At 62.6% G+C, this 23,388-nt stretch carries 21 protein-coding genes; 16 read left to right on the forward strand and 5 right to left on the reverse strand.

Annotated features, from left to right (window positions below; genetic code table 11):
* Positions 1–2: 2 nt before the first annotated feature.
* From EGJ27_RS01080 to EGJ27_RS01090, 3 genes are all read left to right on the forward strand, one after another.
* Positions 3–1,232, forward strand: coding sequence for a Zn-dependent hydrolase (locus tag EGJ27_RS01080; RefSeq protein WP_125828852.1), 1,230 nt, complete (start codon positions 3–5; stop codon positions 1,230–1,232).
* Positions 1,233–1,243: 11 nt separating this feature from the next.
* Positions 1,244–2,272, forward strand: a complete 1,029-nt coding sequence (locus tag EGJ27_RS01085; RefSeq protein WP_125828854.1) for a histone deacetylase family protein — start codon at positions 1,244–1,246, stop codon at positions 2,270–2,272.
* A gap of 126 nt (positions 2,273–2,398) precedes the next feature.
* Positions 2,399–2,644, forward strand: coding sequence for a hypothetical protein (locus EGJ27_RS01090; RefSeq protein WP_125828855.1), 246 nt, complete (start codon positions 2,399–2,401; stop codon positions 2,642–2,644).
* 78 nt (positions 2,645–2,722) lie between these two features.
* Here the strand turns inward: EGJ27_RS01090 and EGJ27_RS01095 are convergent, their stop codons facing one another.
* A complete protein-coding gene (locus tag EGJ27_RS01095) occupies positions 2,723–3,490 on the reverse strand; it encodes an SDR family oxidoreductase (RefSeq protein WP_125828857.1) in 768 nt (255 codons plus the stop codon).
* 126 nt (positions 3,491–3,616) lie between these two features.
* Between EGJ27_RS01095 and EGJ27_RS01100 the strand changes: the two genes are divergently transcribed.
* Positions 3,617–4,051: a helix-turn-helix domain-containing protein gene (locus EGJ27_RS01100; RefSeq protein WP_125828859.1), complete on the forward strand. Its 435-nt coding sequence runs from the start codon at positions 3,617–3,619 to the stop codon at positions 4,049–4,051.
* 266 nt (positions 4,052–4,317) lie between these two features.
* Positions 4,318–4,731, forward strand: a complete 414-nt coding sequence (locus EGJ27_RS01105; RefSeq protein WP_256672607.1) for an NUDIX hydrolase — start codon at positions 4,318–4,320, stop codon at positions 4,729–4,731.
* Positions 4,732–4,752: 21 nt separating this feature from the next.
* Here the strand turns inward: EGJ27_RS01105 and EGJ27_RS01110 are convergent, their stop codons facing one another.
* Positions 4,753–5,160, reverse strand: coding sequence for a hypothetical protein (locus EGJ27_RS01110; protein WP_125828862.1), 408 nt, complete (start codon positions 5,158–5,160; stop codon positions 4,753–4,755).
* 387 nt (positions 5,161–5,547) lie between these two features.
* On the opposite strand from EGJ27_RS01110, the gene EGJ27_RS01115 reads away from it, so the two are divergent.
* From EGJ27_RS01115 to EGJ27_RS01125, 3 genes are all read left to right on the forward strand, one after another.
* A complete protein-coding gene (locus tag EGJ27_RS01115; RefSeq protein ID WP_125828864.1) occupies positions 5,548–6,861 on the forward strand; it encodes an MFS transporter in 1,314 nt (437 codons plus the stop codon).
* Between the two features lie 211 nt (positions 6,862–7,072).
* Positions 7,073–8,038, forward strand: coding sequence for a ribonuclease Z (locus EGJ27_RS01120; protein WP_125828866.1), 966 nt, complete (start codon positions 7,073–7,075; stop codon positions 8,036–8,038).
* A 93-nt stretch (positions 8,039–8,131) separates the two neighbouring features.
* A complete protein-coding gene (locus EGJ27_RS01125) occupies positions 8,132–8,293 on the forward strand; it encodes a DUF2986 domain-containing protein (RefSeq protein WP_125828868.1) in 162 nt (53 codons plus the stop codon).
* A gap of 145 nt (positions 8,294–8,438) precedes the next feature.
* Here the strand turns inward: EGJ27_RS01125 and EGJ27_RS01130 are convergent, their stop codons facing one another.
* Entirely contained in the window at positions 8,439–10,070 is a 1,632-nt protein-coding gene (locus tag EGJ27_RS01130) for a PvdJ/PvdD/PvdP-like protein (RefSeq protein ID WP_125828870.1), read from the reverse strand.
* A 534-nt stretch (positions 10,071–10,604) separates the two neighbouring features.
* Between EGJ27_RS01130 and EGJ27_RS01135 the strand changes: the two genes are divergently transcribed.
* From EGJ27_RS01135 to sugE, 4 genes are all read left to right on the forward strand, one after another.
* Complete coding sequence (locus tag EGJ27_RS01135) at positions 10,605–11,033, forward strand: DUF2231 domain-containing protein (RefSeq protein WP_125828871.1); 429 nt, start codon at positions 10,605–10,607, stop codon at positions 11,031–11,033.
* On the forward strand, positions 11,030–12,322 hold the full coding sequence (locus EGJ27_RS01140) for a sorbosone dehydrogenase family protein (RefSeq protein WP_125828873.1): 1,293 nt from the start codon (positions 11,030–11,032) through the stop codon (positions 12,320–12,322). Before EGJ27_RS01135 ends, EGJ27_RS01140 begins: the two co-directional genes overlap by 4 nt.
* Positions 12,323–12,677: 355 nt before the next feature.
* Positions 12,678–14,927: a catalase/peroxidase HPI gene (gene katG, locus EGJ27_RS01145; RefSeq protein ID WP_125828875.1), complete on the forward strand. Its 2,250-nt coding sequence runs from the start codon at positions 12,678–12,680 to the stop codon at positions 14,925–14,927.
* A gap of 208 nt (positions 14,928–15,135) precedes the next feature.
* Positions 15,136–15,453 (forward strand): quaternary ammonium compound efflux SMR transporter SugE, encoded by a 318-nt coding sequence (gene sugE, locus EGJ27_RS01150; protein ID WP_125828877.1) that lies wholly within the window; start codon positions 15,136–15,138, stop codon positions 15,451–15,453.
* 10 nt (positions 15,454–15,463) lie between these two features.
* On the opposite strand, the gene EGJ27_RS01155 is transcribed toward sugE, so the two are convergent.
* Complete coding sequence (locus EGJ27_RS01155; RefSeq protein ID WP_125828879.1) at positions 15,464–15,700, reverse strand: hypothetical protein; 237 nt, start codon at positions 15,698–15,700, stop codon at positions 15,464–15,466.
* A gap of 83 nt (positions 15,701–15,783) precedes the next feature.
* Complete coding sequence (locus EGJ27_RS01160) at positions 15,784–16,434, reverse strand: DUF2238 domain-containing protein (RefSeq protein WP_125828881.1); 651 nt, start codon at positions 16,432–16,434, stop codon at positions 15,784–15,786.
* Positions 16,435–16,765: 331 nt separating this feature from the next.
* On the opposite strand from EGJ27_RS01160, the gene EGJ27_RS01165 reads away from it, so the two are divergent.
* The 4 genes from EGJ27_RS01165 to EGJ27_RS01180 all read left to right on the forward strand — a co-directional run bounded on the left by EGJ27_RS01165 (position 16,766) and on the right by EGJ27_RS01180 (position 23,384).
* On the forward strand, positions 16,766–19,021 hold the full coding sequence (locus EGJ27_RS01165) for an ATP-binding protein (protein ID WP_256672608.1): 2,256 nt from the start codon (positions 16,766–16,768) through the stop codon (positions 19,019–19,021).
* Positions 19,022–19,033: 12 nt separating this feature from the next.
* Positions 19,034–19,495, forward strand: coding sequence for a response regulator (locus EGJ27_RS01170; protein ID WP_125828883.1), 462 nt, complete (start codon positions 19,034–19,036; stop codon positions 19,493–19,495).
* Positions 19,496–19,503: 8 nt separating this feature from the next.
* Positions 19,504–21,903: a hybrid sensor histidine kinase/response regulator gene (locus EGJ27_RS01175; RefSeq protein ID WP_125828885.1), complete on the forward strand. Its 2,400-nt coding sequence runs from the start codon at positions 19,504–19,506 to the stop codon at positions 21,901–21,903.
* Positions 21,904–22,136: 233 nt separating this feature from the next.
* A complete protein-coding gene (locus EGJ27_RS01180; protein ID WP_125828887.1) occupies positions 22,137–23,384 on the forward strand; it encodes an MFS transporter in 1,248 nt (415 codons plus the stop codon).
* Positions 23,385–23,388 lie beyond the last annotated feature (4 nt).

Below are 23,388 nucleotides of genomic sequence, written 5' to 3' on the forward strand. Positions count from 1 at the left end.
CGATGCTGACAATCAATGCGGACCGCCTGTGGGCAAGTCTGATGGACATGGCCGAAGTCGGCGCCACCGCTCGGGGTGGCAGTTGCCGCCTGGCGCTTGGCGAAGAGGACAAGGCCGGGCGCCAGCTGTTCGCAGGCTGGTGCCGGGAAGCAGGCCTGACGCTTAGTGTCGATGCCATCGGCAACCTGTTCGCCCGCCGCGCCGGAACCCAGGCCAATGCCGCGCCGGTGATGATGGGCAGCCATCTGGACACCCAGCCCGAAGGCGGGCGGTTCGACGGCGTCTACGGCGTGCTGGCAGGGCTTGAAGTGCTGCGGCGCCTTGACGATCTGGGAATCAAGACCCGCAAACCGCTGGAAGTGGCGGTATGGACCAACGAGGAGGGCGCGCGCTTCACACCGGCGATGCTCGGCTCGGCGGTGTTCACCGGCGCCATGGCGTTGGAAAAAGGCCTGGCAGCCACGGATGCCGACGGGATCAGTGTCGCTCAGGCGCTGGCCCGTACCGGCTACGACGGCGACCGGGCTTTGGGCGTGCCGGTGGATGCCTATTTCGAGGCGCACATCGAGCAAGGTCCGATCCTGGAAGACAACGGCAACAGCATCGGCGTGGTGACCGGCGGCCAGGCGATCCGCTGGCTGGACGTGCAGGTCGAAGGCATGGCTGCCCATGCCGGCACCACGCCCATGGCGCTGCGCAGGGATGCGCTGTACGGCGCCGCGCAAATGATTCAGGCGCTGGAAACCCTGGCAGCCGATTTTGCCCCGCAAGGCCTGACCACGGTCGGCGAACTGGATATTGCCAAGTCATCGCGCAACACCATTCCCGGCGTGGTGAAGTTCACCGTGGATTTGCGTCACCACCACGATGACGCCATCGAGGCAATGGAACAGCAGGTGCGCCTGCGTTTGCAGGACATTGCCGCCCAGCGCGGTCTGAACGTGGGCATTGCGCCGCACTGGATCAGCCCGGCCACACCGTTCGATGCCGAATGCGTCGGCCACGTGCAACAGGCCGTGGAGGCACTGGGTTATGCCCATCAGTCCATCGTCAGCGGTGCCGGGCACGACGCGATCCATTTGGCGCGGTTCTGCCCCACGGCCATGGTGTTTATCCCGTGCGTAGGCGGTCTGAGCCACAACGAAGCCGAAGATGCCCTGCCTGACGACGTGCGTCAGGGCACCGACGTATTGCTCAATGCCGTGCTGGCGCGTGCCGGCCGGTCTGAATAAGGAAAATCCCGATGCGCAGCTTTTTTCATCCCGAACAACTCCTGCACCATCCGCGCAGCTATTACTCCCGTGGGCAGATGCGCACGCCGCAGGAAGTGCCCGAGCGGGCGCAGAATCTGCTGATCGCCGCGAAGAACCTGGGCTTCGATGTCGCCCAGCCTGCCGATCACGGGCTCGAACCGCTGCTGGCGGTGCACGGCGCGGCCTATCTGACCTTTCTCGAAGAAGCCCATCGACGCTGGAAGGAAGTGCCCGAAGACTGGGGCGAGGAGGTCATGTCGAACATTTTCGTGCGCGAACCCAATGCCTTGCGCGGGATTCTCGCCCAGGCAGGCCGCTATCTGGCCGACGGCAGTTGCCCGGTCGGCGCGCTGACCTGGCGTTCGGCGTACTGGTCGGCGCAAAGCGCAGTGGCCGCAGCCAGAGCGGTGCTGGACGGCGAACCGGCGGCCTACGCACTGTGCCGTCCGCCCGGCCACCATGCTCGATATGAAGCGGCCGGCGGGTTCTGCTACCTCAACAACGCGGCGGTGGCTGCTCAGGTACTGCGCGAGCGATACCAGCGCGTCGCGGTGCTGGATACCGACATGCACCATGGTCAGGGTATTCAGGAAATTTTCTACGACCGTGACGACGTGTTGTATGTCTCGATCCACGGCGACCCGACCAACTTCTATCCCGGCGTGGCCGGTTTTGAGCAAGAGCGCGGCGCAGGCGCAGGCGAGGGCTTCAACGTCAATCTGCCCATGCCCCACGGCTCCAGCGAGGCGGTGTTCATGGACAAGCTGGAACAGGCGCTTGCGGCGGTCAGGGCGTTCGGTGCCGAGGTGCTGGTCCTGTCACTGGGTTTCGACATCTACGAGCTGGACCCGCAGACCAAAGTCGCCGTCACCCGTGAAGGTTTCGCACGGCTGGGTGAAAGGATTCGCAGCCTGGCGCTGCCGACGGTGATCGTTCAGGAAGGCGGTTATCACCTGGAGAGGCTTGAGAGCAACGCCCGCGCATTTTTTGTCGGCCCCGAGCACTGGCAACGCGTCTGAACGCCCGCGCATTTTCGACGGACGGATGACCGTTCGTCGATCCATGCTGATCCGGCATCAACCGAACTGCTCCGGACCGCTCTAAACAGGTGACTTCAGCATTCCGCGTACGAAAGGAGAACGCCCATGCCTGTTTCCCATGATCTGTATCAGGATCTGCATTACCCTCGAGAAATCGTGCAACAACGTCGTCAGCATGATCCTGAACTGGACCGTCTGCTGGACGCCTACGTCGACATCGACAATCAGGTACTGGCGGCGGAGTCCATCTCGGCGGGCAATATCGACGACGATGGTATCCGGCTTCTCAAGGAACGGCGGCTGGCAACCAAGTACATGATCGAGCGGCAACTGGAGCGGGTCAGGGCCTGACCGCGCTGCACCAGGCCGGCCATGCGGAGTGTTCCTCGACGCTCCGCATGTCTTCCACAGCCGGCCCGGTGTCCGGCTCTACTCACCGGCCCGCGCGGCTGCCATCTGATCGTTGAAGCTTTTGAAGAACGCCGCGTAATCCCCCTTCGCTTCGGCATAGCGCAGCGGCTTGACCCGCTCCACCAGAATCTCCTCGGCATCCGGCGAGCTACGGAGAATTGCCATGACTTCGTCGATGAACTCCTTGAGCGGCATGGCGTGGGGATCGTTGGCCTGCCGCTCGCCCATCAGGCTGGTCTGCACGTAGGGCGGCGCCAGTTCGTGGACTTTGACCGAGGTGTCCTTGAGCTGATAGCGCAACGACTGGCTGTAGGAGTGCACCGCCGCCTTGGTGGCGCAGTACGTCGGGTTCATCGCCAGCGGCACGAAGGCCAGGCCGGATGACACAGTGACAATCGCCGCATGGGGCTGTTTCAGGAAATGCGGCAGCAGCAAACCATCCAGGCGAATCGGCCCCAGGAGGTTGGTCGCCACGGTTTCGTCCAGCGCAGACGGCCCGGTTGTCAGGCGTTCGTTGCGCATGATCCCGGCGCTGTGGATGACTGCGTTCAGCCCAGGATAGTCCGCCAATAGCGCGGCGGCTGCTCGCTGGGTATCTTCGGCGTCGCTGATGTCCAGTACCGCATGCTGCATGCCGGGATTGGCCTCGCAGACTTCCTTCAATAACGCCTCGCGTCGCCCGGCGATGATGACCTGATTGCCGGCCGCCAGAAATGCCTCGGCCAGGGCGCGGCCGATGCCGCTGCCGCCGCCGGTGACCAACAGTGTGTTACCTGTGATATGCATATCGAGCTCCACTGGTTGAGAGAGACTTGCCCGGTTCGGGCTGACCTGATCTACGATAGGGGCGTCGAGCGCTTGCGGGAAGTAGGCGCGCAAAAGTGCACTACTTACCGCAAGGAAACCATGAACATGCCTGACCCGTTGCAACCTGCCAGACGCGACCCGCAATGGCCCCATGGCGCGCACGCCGTTGATCCTGAGCTCGAAGCGCTGGTGCGCGAAATCATCGGTCGGATCGCGGACAAGTGGACCATGCTGGTGATTGAAGCACTGGCCGAGCAGGGTTGCCTGCGCTTTACCCAGTTGGCGGCGCAGGTCGGCAATGTCAGCCAGAAAATGCTGACCAAGACTGTGCGGCAGATGGAAGCCGACGGTTTGCTGACCCGCACGGTGTATCCGGTGGTGCCGCCCAAGGTCGAATACCGCCTGACTGAAATGGGCATGAGCCTGGGTGAAGCATTCTGCGGTGTCTGGCTATGGGCTGAGCGGCATAGAGAAACCATCGAAGCCTCGCGTCGCCAGTACCAGGCGGCGGCCGAAGCAGCAGCCCGGCAAGCCTGCTGAAAAACTCGGCGGGCCGGTTTGCAGAGAGGGCCTGAAGCCTGCGGGACGCCGCTTATTACCCAATCCAGGCGCTGGCCTCCCCGCGAGCGCCCTCAAGATTCCGTCCATCTCCCCGATATCGTTCATCACCAGGCCATCGCGCTGAACTTCGCCGTGGCGCGGACGGTCATCATATCGACACCCAGGGGGCGCACCATGGGTCGAGAGTATCCATGGTGCCTGGTCTTTCAAGCGTAAGCAGGCCAGAGGCATCGAACATGGGGGCAATGGAGTCAGTGAGCTCGAAACAGACCGGTCTCAAAAGACGGGCGACGGTGATTTGCCGCGATGAGCGCGAGATTCTCTTCGTGCGCAAGCGCAACGCCAAATGGAATCTGCCCGGTGGCCGTGTGGAAACCGGTGAAACGCCGTTGCAGGCCGCGATTCGCGAAATGGCCGAAGAAACCGGCATGACCTTCGATCAGCTGTCCTACGTGGCTCAGTATCAGGAAGAGCGCGTCATCCACTTTCTCTTCGAGGCGCGCCGCACGGGTCAGCAGGTTGCGCGGCCATGCAACGAGATCGAGGATTGCCGCTGGTTCAGCGCCGAGGATCTGGAAAAACGCAAGGTACGTGGCCCGATCAGGACCTTGCTCAAAGAATGTGTGGGCGAGGGCGCCGCCGCTGGTGCCGGGCGATAGGTCAACCGACGACCGATGGCGTCACCTTTGCGAGGCGGCAGCCTCGGCCACCTGTGAGCGGATGTTTTCCACGTATTGCGCCTTCAGCTTTTCTGCCAACGGCCCTAATACAGGGTTGGACTTGAAATGCTCGAATCGAGTGTCGATGGCTTCGATGATCTGACTGATCGCCAGTTTGATGCTGCGCGGTTCGGCAGGATCGCAGGTAATCCCTGCCAGCTCCGTGTCCAGCGTCTTGAGGACGGATTCAGCTTGCTGTAGCTGGGTGCGCAGTGCATCGAGTGGTGCCACGATCCTGGACTCCATGTCGGACATTCGGGTTTCAAAAAGGGCGTGGGGCATTCCGGAACGAGCGTTGATGCGCCTTTCCGGCGGGCTGGCGGTGTGGATTGGAACAGAAAAGCCATTCAAAAGCTTGCTGTAAATCAACGCCAATGGTCGTATGGATGGATATCGCGCCGTATGCGGTTGCAATGCCTGTCCAGAGCCCGCCATCGAAGGCCGAGCGTGTCTGGAAGCCGATTTGTAAAATCCCCTTTTATTCCGACTGCCGTCTCTTCAACTTGCAGCGCTGTGTCGCTAATATGCGCGCCTTGTCGCCGCCCCTCAGGCCGCGGCAAGAATGACGCCCAGCGTGCCCTGATCCTCGCCTGCCACTCAGCCGAACCAGACATCCCCGTTCATGCAGCCTTCCCGTCCATCGCAGACGCGCCCTCGCGCGTGACTCTGGTGTGAGGCGATGGTGCGTCATCAATGGGCAGCCCGCCTGCACCGTCACTTCTGTTTTCTATCGAGCTTTGAGGTTTTGAGGTCTTTATGTCTGTGCAATTGCTGGCCATGGCGCTGGCGCCGTTACTTGGGCTGTTCATCATCAGTATCGGCAACGGAATGCTGTCGTCGTTGACCACGCTGCGGCTCGACAGCCTGGGTGAGTCGGCCACGATGGTCGGTATCGTGTCCTCTGCCTACTTCATCGGCCTGACCCTGGGTTCGATCTTCAACGACCGCCTGATCGTGCGGATCGGGCATATCCGGGCCTACAGCTGTTTCGCGGCGCTGATCGCCACGACGATTCTGTTTCAGGGGCTGTCGTCCGATCCCTGGACCTGGTTTGCCCTGCGCCTGATCAACGGCTGGGCCATGGTCGGCGTGTTTCTGGTGGTGGAGAGCTGGCTGCTGATGGCCGCCGACCCCAAGATCCGTGGTCGTCTGCTGGCCCTGTACATGATCGCCCTGTACGGCGCCGGTTTCATCGGCCAGGCCAAGCTGGGTGCGATCGCCGAGGCGGGCGGCACGGTGCCGTTCATGATCGCGGCGATCCTGGCGTCGTTGTCGCTGTTGCCCATCGTGATGATCCCGCGTGCGACGCCCATCGTCGAACGTGCCGAGCCGCTGATGCCCATGCAGCTGCTGCGGGTGACGCCCACCGGTGTGGTGGGCTGTTTCGGTTCGGGTATCGCCATCGCCGCGATTTACACGTTGCTGCCGCTGTACCTGCAACGAGTCGGGATGGATGTGACCGAAGTCGGTCACATGATGGCGGCGGTGATTCTCGGCGCGATGCTCTTGCAGTACCCGGTCGGACGTTGGTCGGACCACCAGGACCGGCAAATGGTGCTGGTGGTGCTGGGCATCGCCTGTGCGCTGTTGTCGCTGGTCATCCTCATGCTGCCGCCGTCTTCGCCGCTGCTGATCGTCGCGTTGTTCCTGCTCGGCGGCGGGGTGTTCGCGGTCTACCCGGTGGCGGTCAGCCACGCCGCCGACAGTGCGCCGTCCGGTGCCATCGTGCGGATGATCCAGGGGTTGCTGCTGATCAACTCGCTGGGTTCTGCCATCAGTCCGCTGATGATTTCGCCATTGATGACCAAAGTGGGTGAGGGCGGTCTGTTCTGGGCCATGGCCGCGCTCAATGTCTGTCTGGTGTTCCTGTTCCTGTGGCGCCGCACGCAACGCACCGAACCGGTAACGGCGGCACCGTTCACTGCTGCCGCGCAAATGTCGCCGGTCGGGGTCGAACTGCGGCTGACCGAAGACCTGGCGCAAGCGGTGATGGACCACGAGCGGGAAACCGACGCGGCGGCGGAGGCGGGAGAAGTCGTGGAAGACGCGGTGCGCCGAGCGGTGTCTTGAAAGAGACGACCGATTTTGTATAACCCCTTCGCCAGCAAGCTGGCTCCTGTGCACTCGCGGCGTACGCTGTACACGTAGCAGCCACCTCGGTGGCGAAGGGACCGCTCCAGTTGCCTGCACCTGTTCGTCGGTGCCGACGCGCGCTGTTTCGCACAGTCGGCGGCGACCGGCAAGAACGGTAGAATGCCGCTTTTGCCCCTGAGGCCCGCTTATGTTCCTGCAGTTTCTCGGCACGTCGTCCGGCGTGCCCACCAAAGCCCGCAATGTCAGCGCCACGGCCGTCATTGAAGCGTCCGGCAAACGCTGGTATCTGGTGGACTGCGGCGAAGGCACCCAGCATCAGCTGCTGCGCACGTCGCTGTCGGTCAGTGAGCTGCGCGCGATCTTCATCACCCATGTGCACGGTGACCACTGCTTCGGCCTGCCGGGACTGCTCGCCAGCGCCGGTATGTCCGGACGGCGCGAACCCCTGGACCTCATTCTGCCCGTCGCGCTGCATGCCTGGGTTCGCCAGAGCCTGGCGGTGAGCGAGACGTACCTGCCTTTCGAGCTGGTTTTGCATGCACTGGAAACCGTCGGCAGTTGGCGTAATGACGTGGTCGAGGTGAGTACCATCGAGCTGTCACATCGCGTGCCCAGTTACGGCTATGTTTTCGCCGAGATCAATCCCGATCCACGACTGGACATGGAACGCCTCCAGGCTGACGGTATTCCTCGCGGCCCACTGTGGGGCAATCTCGCCAAGGGACGTGATGTGGAACACGATGGGCGCTTGCTCAATGCCAATGATTACCTGCGGCCCTCGCGGCCGGGGCGACGCATCATCCTCTGCGGCGACAATGATCGCCCCGAGTTACTGGCCGAGGTTGCGAAGGGCGCGGACGTATTGGTGCATGAGGCGACCTTCACCCAGCCTGTCGTCGAACGCGCTGGTTCCAGCCATGGCCACAGCACCGCCGCAGCCGTGGCACAGTTCGCCGAAACCGCCGGAATACCCAACCTGGCCCTGACCCACTTCAGCGCCCGCTACCAGGACAATCCTCGGCGCAGCCCGTCGATTGACGACATTTGCGAGGAGGCACTCGGGCATTACCGCGGGCAGCTGTTGGTGGCGGGGGATCTGCAGCGCTATCAGCTGGGCCGGGATGGACGGCTGCTTCTGGTGGATGCGGTATAGGCCGGAGTCGAAACTGAAAACGGCCAGCACCGCTTCAGCGGGCAAGCAGTCCAGCTGATATCATTCGCCTCATTTCAACCCCGGTAAAACGCCATGAATCGCCAGAAAAAGCTCCAGCAACTCTTCAAAGCCAAGGCCAAAAAGGCCAGCGCCAAACTGGCACCCAAGAGCAAGACCCGCTACATCAGCAAAGCTGACCGGTTGAAGCTGGCGGCCGCGGCTGATCAGGATTCGACTGTCGCGGCCGAGAGCTGATCGATTCATACCCGGCCTCGCCGGAATGTCCGGCGCCTTGCGCCACTGATAATGCAGGCGCTCATGGCGAGGCGTGTGCAGGCGCCGGCGTGCCGGCGAACAGGCCGGTGCGTCGTCTGCAGCCAGCCGCGTCATTCTCGTCCCGCTAGAGCTCCTGTCGCCCGCGCATCGGCAGGTTGCGCGCATACGCCGGTCGGTGCGGGACCTTGTTCAGGGCGTCAGTCGGTTCGTCGGTATTGCAGGCGATGTCCAGCGCCAGCTTCATCAACTCGATGTCCGCTTCCATTGGCTTGATGCCATTGGAGCCTGGCTGGGAAAAACAGCCGTGGGTCGGTGGCCCCATCCAGGGTTCAGCCACCTCGACCCAGGGTCCGGCCTCGAACCATTCCACATCATAGAGACGGCGTCTTACCACCTGGCCTGGATGCGCGCGCTGGTGAGCGTCGAACCAGTCCTCCACGCGGTCGTCCATCCAGCCGTGGAAACACCAGAACAGCGGGTTGACGTGAGAGGACAGGGCATCGACCAGGCAGTCGTATTCCGGACTGAACCAGCGTTGGGAGAAGTCTACGGGTTTGCGGCCGGCCGGAACCGCAGCCCCGTCGCTCGGGTCGCGGGGGACGCTGGCCCAGCGAATGTGCAGCCAGTCGTGCAGGCCCAGCTCCATTTCCGAGCCGAATTGCCCCAGGGTCAGGCGTGACAGGTAGTCGGCGTCGCGATAGCGCGAATCCCACATCTGGAAATTGGCGTGAAAGGCTTCGGGGGTTTTGAGCAGCTCGGTGCCTTCGGTAAAGAACTCGTCGGAAGGGCTGAGCCACATCGGGGGCACTGAAAACCCGTCGGCGTTTTCGAAGTAGCGTACGAAACCTGCCCGGTCCTGCTCGACGGCCGGCTGCGGAAGCGGGAAGTGCCGCCAGGCGGGCGGGGCATTCAGGGCGCGGGCGATGGTCATCATGTGACGGTGCATGAAGAAAAAATCCACGCCGGCACCGTTGCGGTCCATGTTGCGCCCACGGGCGTGACGTTCCTGGCCCAAAGGCCCCGGTTGCCAGCCCAGCCCCCGCAGGGCATCGCGGCGCGACTCCGACAGCTCGTGCCATCGGTCCCGGGACGCATGCCAGAGCTGGTGGTACAAGCGGTTTTCCGGAGCCGTCGCCCACGCCTGGAGCTGCGGGCTGAGCTCGATGCGCTGGCGGGCGGTGGGCGTGGCGTGTTTGAGCATCACCACATCGAGCCTTGGGCCGATCAGCCCGTGCTGCGAATCGATGAACTGGATATGCCCGGTGAGTACATCCAGCCCCGATTCAAGGTGCAGGGCATGGCTGTCATCGAGCATGACCGTGAATTCGTAGACCGGCGCATAGCGCACCGAGTCACGGTCCATGAGCCGCCAGCGGATCAAGGCCGGCGTGGCGTCCATCAGATCACCCACCACCTTGTAACGCGGCAATGGCGCTGCGCGCAGATTTTCCGGCGTGTCAATGAAGCCGCGCAGCGCCCGGCCGCGCTCCACGGTGTCCAGGAGCAATTCCAGTCCTGCGGCGGGCAGGCCGAAGATGGCTGCGGCATTGCCGGCGATCTTCAGTGTCCAGATGCCGCTCAGGCGCCCGCTCAGGCGCCGAGTGTCACGGCCGGCCTGCTCGACCTGAGCCGGCGGCGGTGTCCCGTCGAATTTTTCGAGGTAACTGCTGACCTTGCGCGCTCCGAAATAAGCGGCAGGCACCAGGGCGCTGGTCACGGCCAACCCGGCAAGGACACTCCGTCGCGTCAATTGCATCCCAATCATCCTTCATAAGATCCATCCGTTCACCGCTCTACTGCCCCCGGGATGTAGGGTTAGTAGACTTTTTGACGGTTTTCAAGGAGTTTTAAATAACGCCAATTACTTGGCATATTGCTGTGGTCATACTGGATTTATCGATGACCCAGGCACGCCTTGGAGAACCGCTGAAGTGCGCTGGCTGGGGGCTATACCGAAGGTGCACGGCGGGATGAGGGCGTTGTAAGTCTCATGAAACAGTGCGTCTCAGGCCCGATTCGTGCCAGCGTTTTCAAGAGAAGACGCGCCGGGCAGGCCAGGCTACCGCTGGCGGCCTGCAACGGGATCACGAGGCGACACAGCCCGTTCTTCGCGAGCGTCTGTGGATTCACTGTCGAGTGCTTAATCTTTTAAAACATTTACCGCGCCTCTGGCGGGGAACTAACGAGACGGCGACAGGCTCCCTTCCTATGCGCAAGCAGCGCGAGTCTGATGGACCAGCGCATCTGCCCTGAACATCAGTCCAGAGCCGTCGAATGTTAAGGAGTCGCCGTGACTGTTACCGACCATCCCCATTACCGAATCACGCCAGGTCCGTTACATGCCATCTTGCTGGCCGGGACCGTGCCATTGTTTCTCGGCGGTCTGCTGAGTGACATTGCCTACTATCAAACCTTTCAAATCCAGTGGAGCAACTTTGCCTCGTGGTTGATTGCCGGCGGGTTGCTCTTTTGCGGCCTGGCGTTGCTGTTTGCCCTGGTCAACCTGATCCGTGCGGATCGCAAGGCAGGTCGCCCCGTCGCGTATTTCCTGCTGTTGCTGGTCACCTGGGTGCTGGGCCTGTTCAATGCCTTCGAACATGCCAAGGATGCCTGGGCCGCCATGCCGTCAGGGTTGATTCTGTCGGTGATCGTCACCGCGCTGGCCACTGTGGCGGCGTGGACCGGCTTGACCAACCTTCGTTCGGGAGGTGCGCAATGAGACCTCAAATCGCTTTGTCCGCCCTGAGCATGGCCCTGTTGTTGAGCGCTTGTGGTGCCGACGGGGAAAGTACCCAGGCCCTGGGGCCTGATCCGAAAATGCCGGAACAGCAGCGCACGATTCTGCCGAGCATGAAGATTGCCGAGCCGGTGGCCTGGGGCGACCAGAAACCCACGGTGCCGGAAGGTTTCAGCATCACCCCGATTGCGTCCGACCTGAGAATTCCACGCCAGACCCTGGTGCTGCCCAACGGTGACATTCTGGTCGCGGAAGGCCGTGGCGGCAGCGCTGCCAAGCTAAAACCCAAGGATGTGATTGCCAGCGTCATCAAGGCCAAGGGCAACACTCAGGTCAAGGGCGGTAATCGCCTGACCCTGCTGCGCGATGCGGACGGTGACGGCACCTACGAGATGAAGACCGTCTTCGCCGAGAACCTCAACGCGCCGTATGGCCTGGCTTTCGCTGACGGCAAGCTGTACGTGGCCAATCAGGACGCTCTGGTTCGCTTCGATTATCAGGACGGCCAGACCAAGGCCAGCGGCGAGCCGACCAAGCTCACCGACCTGCCGTCGGCCATCAACCACCACTGGACCAAGGCGCTGACCATCAGCCCGGACGGCCGCTTCCTCTATGTCGGCATCGGCTCGAACAGCAACGTGACCGAGCGCGGCATGGAGGTCGAGATCGATCGGGCCATGGTCTGGCAGATCGACGCCCAGACCGGCGCGCACAAGCCTTACGCCACCGGCCTGCGCAACCCGACAGCGCTGACCATTCAGCCGGAAACCGGGCAGCTGTGGACCGTGGTCAACGAGCGTGACGAACTGGGGCCGGATCTGGTGCCGGACTACCTGACCTCGGTGAAGGAGGGCGGTTTCTACGGCTGGCCCTACAGCTATTGGGGCCAGCACGTCGACCCGCGCGCGCAACCGCAGAATCCGGCCAAGGTTGCCTCGGCGATCAAGCCCGATTACAGCCTGGGCTCTCACGTTGCGGCGCTGGGCGTGGACTTCTCCATCCCGGCCATGGGCGACAAGTTCGCCAACGGCGTGTTCGTCGGCGAGCACGGCAGCTGGAACCGGCCCAATCCGGTGGGTTACAAGGTGATCTTCGTGCCGTTCAGCAATGGCAAGCCGGCGGGCGAGCCGATTGATTTCGCCACCGGTTTCCGCGGCAGCGACGGCAAGACCCGCGGGCGCCCGGTGGGCGTGACGGTCGACCCGAAGGGGGCATTGATCATCGCCGACGACCTGGCCAACACGGTATGGCGCGTCACGCGTAATCAGTAAGCCCGACCATCCGGGGCGTACCAGCGTCCCTGATTAGTCAGCCACATAACCGCCGGGCCGACGCCGCAGTTCTCAAGACTGCCGCGTCGCCCCGGCGTTTTCGTGCGCAACGGGATTGCCGACCATAGCCGTTGCCTATCGCCGCGCAATACTCACGTTATTAGACGCCGGTGCATCTTTGGCTACGCTTGCACGAGCAAGTGCGCGAGTGCGTTGGGCGTACCCCTGAGTCAGACACCGATTCGTCATCGCAAGGTCATCCCGGCCTGGCATCCTGCCCGTCACTTTCGTGCTTTTCCATACCGGCCCGGCGCAGGCCGGCGTGTCCTGATGAACATGACAAGAGAGACCTATCATGGCAGACGAATCAAAATGTCCGTTCCAGCATGCAGCCGGGGGCGGTACTTCCAATCGCGACTGGTGGCCCAAGCAACTGAACCTCAGGATCCTGCATCAGCATTCGTCGTTGTCCAACCCCATGGGGCCGGATTTCGATTATGCCCAAGCCTACAAGAGCCTGGACTTCGAGGCCGTCAAGCAAGACCTGCGCGAACTCATGACCGATTCTCAGGACTGGTGGCCGGCTGACTTCGGTCACTACGGGCCATTGTTCATTCGCATGGCCTGGCACAGCGCCGGCACCTACCGGATTTTCGACGGCCGCGGCGGCGCGGGCGCCGGTCAACAGCGGTTCGCACCGCTCAACAGCTGGCCGGACAACGTCAGCCTCGACAAGGCGCGCCGCCTGATCTGGCCGGTCAAGCAGAAGTACGGCAGCAAGATTTCCTGGGCCGACCTGATTATCCTCACCGGCAACGTGGCCCTGGAAAGCATGGGCTTCAAGACCTTCGGATTTTCCGGCGGTCGCCCGGATGTGTGGGAACCGGACGAAGACGTGTACTGGGGTTCGGAAACCACCTGGCTGGGCGGCGACTCGCGCTACGGTAAGAGTGGCCAGGGTCCTCTGGTGGCAGAGCCGCAGTTGCACGGCAGCGAAGAAAGCCGTAACGAAGCGCCGGGCCGTGAGCTGGAAAACCCGCTGGCGGCAGTCCAGATGGGCTTGATCTACGTGAATCCGGAAGGCCCTGAAGGCAACCCCGATCCGGTGGCGTCGGCCAAGGACATCCGCGAGACCTTCGGCCGCATGGCCATGAACGATGAAGAAACCGTGGCATTGATCGCCGGCGGCCACGCCTTCGGCAAGACTCACGGGGCGGGTCCGGCCACCGCCGTCGGCGCCGAGCCGGAAGCGGCGGGCCTGGAAGAGCAGGGCTTTGGCTGGCGCAACAGCCACGGCACCGGCAAGGGCCCCGACACCATCACCAGCGGTCTGGAAGTGACCTGGACGTCCACGCCCACCCGCTGGAGCAATGACTACCTGCAAAACCTGTTCAATTTCGAGTGGGAGCTGTCCAAGAGCCCGGCCGGCGCGCATCAATGGCGGCCGACCAACAACGGCGGCGCCGGTACCGTACCCGATGCCCATGACCCCACCAAGCGCCACCAGCCGAGCATGCTCACCTCGGACCTGGCGCTGCGCTTCGATCCCACCTACGAGAAAATTGCCCGGCGCTTCAAGGACAACCCTGAGGAACTGGCCGATGCCTTCTCCCGCGCCTGGTTCAAACTCACCCACCGCGATATGGGGCCGTTGTCCCGTTACCTGGGGCCGGAAATGCCGGACGAGGAGCTTATCTGGCAAGACCCGTTGCCCGAGGTCGATCACCCGCTGGTGGGCGATATCGAAGTGGCGACGCTGCGAGGTCACATCCTGGCCTCGGGGCTTTCGGTGTCGCAGCTGGTCAGCACGGCCTGGGCCGCGGCTTCGACCTTCCGCGGTTCCGACAAGCGTGGCGGGGCCAACGGCGCGCGGGTTCGCCTGGCGCCACAAAAGTTCTGGCAGGTGAACCAGCCGGAAGAAATGGGCGTGGTGCTGAGTAAACTCGAGGCCATCCAGAACGATTTCAACGCTTCAGGCACCGGCAAGAAAATCAGCCTCGCCGATCTGATCGTCCTGGCCGGTTGCGTCGGTGTGGAAAAGGCCGCCCAGGATGCCGGGCAACCGGTCAAGGTGCCTTTCAGTCCGGGCCGCACCGATGCCTCGCAGGAACAGACCGATGTGGAGGCGTTTTCGGTGCTGGAACCGATGGCCGACGGGTTCAGGAACTACCTGCGCGGCCAGCTCAAACCCAGCGCAGAAGCGCTGCTGGTGGACAGAGCGCAGCTCCTGACCCTGACCGCGCCGCAAATGAGCGTGCTGCTGGCCGGTTTGCGCGTGCTCGGCGCCAACTATGGCGGCAGTCAGCATGGCGTGTTCACCGAGCGTCCCGGCCAGTTGACCAACGACTTCTTCGTCAACCTGCTGGACATGGGGGTGGAGTGGAAACCTGTTTCCGATGCCAAGGCCGAGTTCGAAGGCCGGGATCGTGCCAGCGGGGCGCTGAAATGGACCGGCACCCGGGTTGACCTGGTGTTCGGCTCCCACGCGCAATTGCGGGCGATTGCCGAGGTATATGCCAGTGATGACGCTCAGGAGAAGTTCGTCAAGGACTTCGTCGCGGTGTGGACCAAGGTCATGAACCTGGACCGCTTCGATCTGCGGTAAGTCCGGTCGCAGCCATTGGGTGCCGCAGGGCGCCCAAAGGTTCGGTTTGGTGATCGGCGGTTTTCGTTCTATCCTCCTTCTCGCGGTTTCAGGAGAACACCGCGCACGGCCTACGGTGCAATGCCGTTGTGCCGCTTTGAGGACGACCTCACCCATCATGGGCATCACTTTCCGGGACGGCCCGGTTCTTTGACCGGGAGAACCGAGCATGGCTTGGGTTTATCTGTTGCTGGCAGGCGTATTGGAAGTGGTCTGGGCGTTCACCATGAAAAGCTCGGAAGGTTTCAGCAAACTGACGCCCTCGATCATCACGCTGGTGGCAATGCTCGCCAGTTTCGGCTTGCTGGCGGTGGCGATGAAAAGCCTGCCGCTGGGTACGGCATACACCATCTGGACGGGCATCGGAGCGGTAGGGGCATTCGTGGTCGGCATCACGGTACTGGGCGAACCGGTCAATGCGCTGCGGATTGTCGCTGCGGTGCTGATCGTCAGCGGGCTGGTGATGATGAAGCTGTCGTCCAGCTGAGGCCCAGCCCTCAGGCGTGACGCAGATCCGCCATCCTTCGGCCGATGGCCTGAGTGAAGAGCATTTCCAGTGCATCGACGTCGGCCGCGGCCATCGCGCCACAGCAGCCCAGGCCCATGCAGAACCCTTCGCTGATGCCGCCCAGGCGTGACAACTCAAGCACGCCCTCGGCCTCGGCAATTTCGATGAGGATGCTGCTCACCTGTGAGCGCACGGCATCGGGCATGGTGATCTGATCGAGTGTCATATCGGTCTCCTCTGACAAGGAGGCCATTGTGTTCTCTGCGGGCCTTTTGCGTAAGAGGAAGTGGCGCTTGCCTGCCACCTGTGTCAGTTGCGGGCGGCGAGCAACGCACGATTCCAGATCGCGTGGCCGCGAAAGACGAGCACCAACAGCCCGCCGGCCGCCGCGACGGCCATGTCTTTTTGCGCATCCCAGAAATCGTTCTGAGCGCCGACGAAGGATGAATTGCCGCCACCGATGTACTGACCGCCGACCCATTCCATCAGTTCGTACAGCATTGACGTGGACAGGACGAACGACCACGCGATCAAGGACGCCCAGGCGCCTTTCAAACGGCATTGGGTGGTGACGATTTCGCGGATGGGCAGGGCGGTGAGCAGTCCGTAGCACAGGTGCACGAAACGGTCGTACTGATTGCGGGTCCAGCCGCACAGCCGGTCGATGTCGAGGCCGGTTAGGTCGGCGAAGGCCGCGTTGTAAGGCACCTTGGGGTAGGTGTAGTGCGTGCCGATCTGGTGCAGGCAGAGAAACAGCAGCGCCAGTGCCCATGAACGCGGTGACCAGTAGAACCGATGCCGAGTGATCCAGACTGCGCAGGCGCCAACGGCCACCAGGCTGTTTTCCATCAGCCAGGTACTGCGGTCAGCCGGATTCCAGCCCAGTACCACGAGCACACCGAGGAATGCGCACTGCATGCAGGTGGTAACGGTCGATTGCGATTCATGCTTGCTCGGCACGCAGATACTCCTTGTCGCCTACTCACGGCCAGGCTTTGGGAGCAGGCCGAACGGATAACCTTTAGTCCGCGGGCCGGGTTCAACAATTCCATCGACTTCCTGGCACGACCGTTGCGGTTGTATCCAGACACTTCAAAGATGCGGCGGGAAACTTATCTGCCTGTTTCTTATCTCAGCTGTACAGTTTCGCTACGACGCGCTGTACAAGTCTTGTGAAAGTTTTCCCAAGTCCGGCAAGCAAATTTGATACTGTGTGTGCGGATTTTTTATCGCGACCTTGATAGCGTTCGCCGACCTCCGACTTTCGCCCACACTTTTCTGGAGGGATACCTTGACTACCCCCGCAACGCCCGACGCCTTCCAAGCCGCGCTGGACAACTGCGCGCGTGAGCCGATTCGCACGCCCGGCAGCATTCAGCCGCAGGGCTTCATGCTGGTGGTGGAAGAGCCGGGGCTGGTGATCCGGCAGATCAGCGAGAATCTGCCGCAGTGGCTTGGTGTCGACAGTGACGCGCTGTTGGGCGCGCCCCTGGATGCGGTGGTGGCCAGGGCTGCGGACGTCATCGAGCAGTTCGACGGCCTGGATGAGGACCAGACCCACCCCTATCACGTAGGGGATATCACTTTCCTGATCGGCGAGCGGGCAGCAGAATCGATTCCGATGATGCTGCACCGGCATGACCGGATGCTCATCGCCGAGTTCCAGCGCCCCGATGCCGTCTCGATTTCAGGCACCAGCCTGTATCCGGTGCTGCGCTCGTTCATCAGCGGCGCTTCCGAAGCGGAATCGGTCGACCAGTTGTGCGAACGTGCGGTGCGTGTGCTCAAGCGGCTGACCGGGTTCGGCAGGGTCAAGTCTTATCGCTTCGACAATGAGGGCAACGGGCTGGTCAATGCCGAGCTGGTCGATGAGGGCTATCCCAGCTACAAGGGCCTGTGTTTTCCCGCCTCGGACATTCCCGCCCAGGCACGGGAGCTGTACTGCCTGAACCGTATCCGGGTCATCGAAGATGCCACTTACGAGCCGGCGCGCCTGGTGCCGTCCAGCAACCCGCTGACCGGGCAACCGCTGGATCTCAGTTTCTCGGCGTTGCGCAGCGTGTCGCCGGTGCACCTGCAGTACATGCGCAACATGCAGACGCTGGCGTCCATGTCGGTGTCCATCGTGGTCAACGGCGCCTTGTGGGGGTTGATTTCCTGCCACCATAACGCGCCACGCTCGGTGCGTTTCCACATCCGTTCGGCCTGTGAACTGCTGGGGCGCGTGTTGTCGCTTCAGGTCGAAAGCCGCGAAACGCACCTGCGCAACGAGCGGATGCTGGAAATCCGGCAACGCATCGTGCAACTGCTGGGGGCCATCGCCGATCACGACAGCGTGCTGCTGGGCGTACGCGCCATGCCCGATGTCTTCGTCCATTTCGTGGGCGCGGCGGGGGCGGCAGTGGTGTCCGGTTCCGGTTGCGAGCTGCACGGCAATACGCCGCCCAAACCTCAGGTGATGGCGCTGGCCGCCTGGCTGACCCAGCGCCACGAGGACCTGTTTCACAGCGACAACATCAGCCGCGATATCCCGCCACTGGCCGCCTTGAGCGGGGTCGCCAGTGGCGTGCTGGCGGTCTCTATTTCCGAGATCCATCCTCATTACCTGGTGTGGTTCAAGCCGGCGCAATCGCAGATCGTCAACTGGGCGGGCCGCCCCGACAAGAGCATCGGCCAAAGCGGCTCGCTGAGCCCCAGGCAGAGTTTCGAGCAGTGGCAGCAGGTGGTCGAAGGCTTTTCCACGCCGTGGAGCGTCAGCGAGATCGATGGCGTCCAGGAGTTGCGCCTGGCGATTCTGGGCATCGTGCTGCGCAAGGCCGAAGAACTGGCCCAGCTGTCTGAAGACCTGGAGCGCTCGAACAAGGAACTGGAAGCGTTTTCCTACAGCGTCTCCCATGACCTGCGCGCGCCGTTGCGTCATATCGCCGGTTACGCCGAGCTGCTGGGTGAAATGGAGGGTTCGAACCTGTCCGAACGGGGTTTGCGCTTCCTCGGCACCATCGAAGATTCGGCAAAGTTTGCCGGCACCCTGGTTGACAACCTGCTGAGTTTCTCGCAGATGGGCCGCAGCGCGATGCGCTTTTCGGATGTGAACCTGTCCGCCATGGTGGCCTCCATCCAGCTGGAAATGCGCCCGGATTACGAAGGACGCCAGATCGAATGGACCTTTCACTCGCTGCCGGTTGTCGTAGCAGACCCGGCTTTTCTGCACCTGGCCATGCGCAACCTGATTGCCAATGCCATCAAGTACACCCGTAAGCAGCCTGTGGCGACCATCGAGGTCGGCGTCCAGGAGCGTGAGGCCGATACCGTCATCAGCGTTCGGGATAACGGCGTGGGTTTCGACATGCAGTATGTCGACAAGCTGTTCGGCGTATTCCAGCGGCTGCACCGCATGGACGAATTCGAAGGCACCGGGATCGGCCTTGCCAACGTGCGGCGGATCATCGAGCGCCACGGCGGCACGGTCTGGGCCGAGGGCGTCGTGGGTAGCGGCGCTACATTTTACCTTTCACTGCCCAAGCGAGCGCTTCGGCCGAACCATTGATACGAGATTCCCATGCTAAAGCCAATACTCTTGGTAGAAGACAACCCCAATGACCTGGAACTGGCGCTGATCGCGCTGGAGCGCAGCAACCTGGCAAACGATATCGTAGTGGTCCGCGATGGCTCCGAAGCGCTGGATTATCTGTTGCGCAGGAATCAGTTCTCGGACCGCGATGAAGGCAATCCGGCCGTGCTGCTGCTCGACCTCAAACTGCCCAAGGTCGACGGCCTGCAGGTACTGGAGAAGATCCGCGAGACCGAGCAGCTGCGCAGTATTCCCGTGGTCATGCTGACCTCGTCCCGTGAAGAACCGGATCTGGATCGGGCCTATCAGTTGGGCGTCAATGCCTACGTGGTCAAGCCCGTGCAATTCAAGGAGTTCGTCAGTGCGATCTCCGACCTGGGAGTGTTCTGGGCCTTGCTCAACGAGCCGCCGTCCGGATCGATGCGCGTGCCGCGCCGACCCAAGGTTTGAGCCTGCCCATGTCTGCAACCGAACCGGCTATCGATACGCCGCTTGCCACCGTCAAGCTGCTGCTGGTCGAGGACAGCGCCCACGACGTCGAGCTGACGCTGCTGACGCTGGAGTCCAGCGGGCTGCTGATCGATCCGGTCGTGGTCTACGACCACGATAATGCGCGCAGTGCGTTGCTGGCGCAGAGCTTCGATGCGATCGTGTGTGACGTGCTGCTGCCGTCCTCGTCGGGGGTGCAGGTGCTGGAGGTGGCGAAACAGGTCGCGCCTCAGACCCCGTTCATCTTCCTGTCCGGCATGTTCGGCGAGCAACAGGCCGTCGAAACCATGCGCCTGGGCGCCGTGGACTATGTGCTCAAGCAAAACCTCAAGGTGCTGCCCAAGGCGGTCATGCGGGCGGTGCTTGAAGTTCGCGAGCGCGAAAAACGCCGTGCCGCGGAAACCGCCCTGGAAGAAGTCGAGGTTCGCGCACGGCTGGCCATCGAAGCTGCGGAAATGGGCGTGTGGGAATTCAACCTGCGGACCGGCGAAGTCTTCTGGGACGAGCGCTGTCGGGAGCTGTACCAGCTGCCGCCCACGGGGTTCGTGTCCATGGGCGATGTGGTGGAGCGTTGCCATCCGGATGACCGGGAATTGTTGCAGCGCAAGATCGACCAGGCGATGGCCGAGGAGTCAGGGTTCAATGCCGAGTACCGGGTGATCCTGCCGGGCAACCGGGTCCGCTGGCTCAATTCCAATGGTCGCTCGCTGTTCAAGGATGGCCGGTGCGTGAGGTTCAGCGGCGTTCTGCAGGACATCAGCGAGCGCAAGGTCGCGACCCAGGAACTGGTCGAACTGACCGAAACCCTGGGCGAACGTGTCGAGCAACGCACCCGCGAACGGGACCGGACCTGGGAACTGTCCCGGGAATTGCTGGGTGTGCTGCGTTTCGACATGACGCCCATCAACTTCAACCCCGCGTGGGAAGCCGCGCTGGGCTGGTCGCGGGAAAAAATCAGCGGGCTGCGCTTGTGGGAGCTGATCCATCCGGCCGATCTGGAGGCCACGATCAAGGAAACCCGCAGCATTGCCGAGGGCAATGTCTCGACCCGATTCGTCAACCGCATGCGCCACGCCAGCGGCGAGTACCGTTGGTTGTCCTGGACCATCGTTCCGGAAAACGGCCTGATGTATGCCGCCGTGCGAGACATCACCGAAGAACGGGCCGTGGTCGAGGAACTGGCTTCCACCAACCGCAGGCTGCGCGAGCAGATGGACGAGCGCGAGCGTGTCGAGGCAACCTTGCAGCAGATGCAGCGCCTGGAAGTGGTCGGCCAGCTGACGGCGGGCGTCGCCCATGACTTCAACAACCTGCTGACCGTCATCCTGACCAGCTCGACCCTCGCGGCCCGGGACACGGATCGTGGCAACTTCGACAAGCTGCCGGCCAGGCTGAACAACATCAAGGAAGCGGGCGAGCGGGGCGCCCGGCTGACGGCCCAGTTGCTTTCGTTCTCCAGGCGCCAGCGCCTGCAACCGCGCCCGGTGGACTTGAACGCGACGATTCTTGGCATGCAGGGCCTGCTGTTCAAGGCACTCGGCGCCACGATATGGGTCGAGACCTCGCTGGCGCAGGATCTGTGGACCGCTTCGGCGGACCCGACCCAGACGGAAATGATCATCCTCAACCTGGCCATCAACGCGCGGGACGCCATGGCCCAGGGCAACGGTTCGTTGAAGCTGCAAACCAGCAACGAAGTGGTCACCACGGCTCCGACCCGCCCCGAAGACCCGGACCCCGGAAGCTATGTGGTGTTTTCCATGGCCGACTCCGGCAGCGGCATGAGCGACGAGATCCTGCAAAAGGTCTTCGAACCGTTCTTCACGACCAAACAGGTGGGCCACGGCTCGGGGCTGGGCCTGGCGCAGGTGTTCGGTTTCGCCAAGCAATCCGGCGGCGGCGTCAGGATCGAGACGGCGCTGGGCGTCGGCACCACTGTCAGCGTCTATTTGCCCAGGGTCAGCAGTGACGAGAACGCGGCGATCGAAGAGCCGCCCCAGGCTCACGAGCCGCGGGACGTGGACGGATCGAAAATCCTGTTGGTGGATGATGACGATGCGGTACGCGGCCTGACCGCGACGCTTCTGGAATCCTTCGGGCTCACTGTGATCCAGGCCGCCAGTGGCGTGGAGGCGCTGGACGTCCTGACGCCGGACGTGGATCTGGTGCTCACCGATTACGCCATGCCGGGCATGACCGGCGGCGAACTGGCCTCCTTGCTGAATGACGCCAACCCGGCACTGCCGGTGATCTTCGTGACCGGCTATGCCGACACCGACGTTTTGGGCCTCAATGACTGCACCGTGATCCAGAAGCCCTTTACCGAACGCGGCCTGCGGGAAGTGATCCGAAACGCACTGGCGCGCTAGGCAGACCGCTTTGCTTGCATCGGGTTCTTCACCTGACCGGCTACGAAAAATCTTTGGGTCTCTTGTGGGGGCAGGGAGTGTTTTGCGTGCGTGCGAGCTTGCGAGCGGAAAGATGCGGTGACAAACCGGCAGTGGAGTCGTGCCTTGTCTGAGCGGTAAGGTTTGCCGCGCTCAAGGACGAGCGCCTGTTGTCAGGTCCGTGCATCTGACCTGCATCGCACAAGGACTCACTGATGCCCCGTTCATTGCTGTTCATTTCCGCGCGCCACGCCTTGCTGTTCTGCCTGATGCTTTCGCTGTTCGAACTGTTGGTTTATGCCGGCAGCGATATGGTGATGCCCGGCATGTTGACCGTTATCGCGAACCTTGAGGCCCAGGTGCATTACGTACCCTGGTCGCTGAATGCCTACCTCATGGGCGGTGTTGCATTTCAGTGGCTCATCGGCCCGTTGTCAGACCGTTTCGGTCGGCGTCCCCTGATGTTGATTGGCTGCGCGGTGTTCATTATCGCCAGCCTGCTCAGCGCCTCGGTGGTGAATATCGACCAGTTCATTGCCTTGCGCTTTGTTCAGGGGATAGGGATGGGTTTCGTGATTGCGGTGGGTTACCCGGCGCTGCAAGAGAGCTTCAGCGAAACCGGTTCGGTGCGGCTCTTTGCCATTTTCTCGACCATCGGATTGCTTTCTCCGCTGCTCGGTCCATTACTGGGCACCGCGTTGCTGTCCGTCATTTCCTGGCGGACGCTGTTCATCGTGATCGCGGCGTCGGGCGCGCTGGTCTGGCTCGGCCTCTATCGATGGATGCCTGAAACCATCGGCGTGCTGCGCCGGGATGGCACCCGACTGCAACCGCACGCGTTGCGCATGGCTGAGCTGCTGCGCATTTACGGCGGGCTGTTGAACAACCGCGCGTTCATGGCGGGGAGCATCGCGCTGGGTCTGATCGGGCTCCCGCTGTTGGCCTGGATAGCATTGTCCCCGGTGTTGCTGATCCACCAGCTTGACTTGAGCACTGGCCAATACGCACTTTGGCAACTGCCGGTCTTCGGCGGGATGATCCTGGGCAGTGTGGTGCTAAACAAAGCGGCGCAGACCATGAGCATTGAGTGCCTGTTGTCCATGGGAATAAGGTGGGTGATCGGCGGGTTGGGCCTGGCGCTGATCATGACGCTGATCACCGGCCACATTATCGCGCTGGCCGCTGGTCTTGCCCTGTACGCCTTCGGCGTGGGCATCTGCAACGCTACGCTGTACCGGCTTACGCTATTTTCCAGCGAACGTGGCAAGGGGGCGGTTTCCGCGCTGCTCGGGATGATTCCTGTGGCGATATTTGCCTGTGGCATTTACCTGCTGACCGCGCTGGGTGCCTGCAACAGCCTTGAAGCTTATATCATCGCCGCGGCCTTTCCTGCCGCCGCTGCGGTGGTGCCTGTTCGCTATGTACTGGCGGTGCGGGCCGCTACGGAGCGGCAGCACCGGTAGCGGC

It is taken from the genome of Pseudomonas sp. v388 (assembly GCF_003935425.1).
Classification (GTDB): domain Bacteria; phylum Pseudomonadota; class Gammaproteobacteria; order Pseudomonadales; family Pseudomonadaceae; genus Aquipseudomonas.

Excerpts from the sequence above, each read along its gene's own strand:
- EGJ27_RS01080 (WP_125828852.1), top strand. The coding sequence starts at position 3 with ATGCTGACAATCAATGCGGACCGCCTGTGGGCAAGTCTGATGGACATG.
- EGJ27_RS01085 (WP_125828854.1), top strand. The coding sequence starts at position 1,244 with ATGCGCAGCTTTTTTCATCCCGAACAACTCCTGCACCATCCGCGCAGC.
- EGJ27_RS01090 (WP_125828855.1), top strand. The coding sequence starts at position 2,399 with ATGCCTGTTTCCCATGATCTGTATCAGGATCTGCATTACCCTCGAGAA.
- EGJ27_RS01095 (WP_125828857.1), bottom strand. The coding sequence starts at position 3,490 with ATGCATATCACAGGTAACACACTGTTGGTCACCGGCGGCGGCAGCGGC.
- EGJ27_RS01100 (WP_125828859.1), top strand. The coding sequence starts at position 3,617 with ATGCCTGACCCGTTGCAACCTGCCAGACGCGACCCGCAATGGCCCCAT.
- EGJ27_RS01105 (WP_256672607.1), top strand. The coding sequence starts at position 4,318 with ATGGAGTCAGTGAGCTCGAAACAGACCGGTCTCAAAAGACGGGCGACG.
- EGJ27_RS01115 (WP_125828864.1), top strand. The coding sequence starts at position 5,548 with ATGTCTGTGCAATTGCTGGCCATGGCGCTGGCGCCGTTACTTGGGCTG.
- EGJ27_RS01120 (WP_125828866.1), top strand. The coding sequence starts at position 7,073 with ATGTTCCTGCAGTTTCTCGGCACGTCGTCCGGCGTGCCCACCAAAGCC.
- EGJ27_RS01125 (WP_125828868.1), top strand. The coding sequence starts at position 8,132 with ATGAATCGCCAGAAAAAGCTCCAGCAACTCTTCAAAGCCAAGGCCAAA.
- EGJ27_RS01130 (WP_125828870.1), bottom strand. The coding sequence starts at position 10,070 with ATGCAATTGACGCGACGGAGTGTCCTTGCCGGGTTGGCCGTGACCAGC.
- EGJ27_RS01140 (WP_125828873.1), top strand. The coding sequence starts at position 11,030 with ATGAGACCTCAAATCGCTTTGTCCGCCCTGAGCATGGCCCTGTTGTTG.
- katG (WP_125828875.1), top strand. The coding sequence starts at position 12,678 with ATGGCAGACGAATCAAAATGTCCGTTCCAGCATGCAGCCGGGGGCGGT.
- sugE (WP_125828877.1), top strand. The coding sequence starts at position 15,136 with ATGGCTTGGGTTTATCTGTTGCTGGCAGGCGTATTGGAAGTGGTCTGG.
- EGJ27_RS01155 (WP_125828879.1), bottom strand. The coding sequence starts at position 15,700 with ATGACACTCGATCAGATCACCATGCCCGATGCCGTGCGCTCACAGGTG.
- EGJ27_RS01170 (WP_125828883.1), top strand. The coding sequence starts at position 19,034 with ATGCTAAAGCCAATACTCTTGGTAGAAGACAACCCCAATGACCTGGAA.
- EGJ27_RS01175 (WP_125828885.1), top strand. The coding sequence starts at position 19,504 with ATGTCTGCAACCGAACCGGCTATCGATACGCCGCTTGCCACCGTCAAG.
- EGJ27_RS01180 (WP_125828887.1), top strand. The coding sequence starts at position 22,137 with ATGCCCCGTTCATTGCTGTTCATTTCCGCGCGCCACGCCTTGCTGTTC.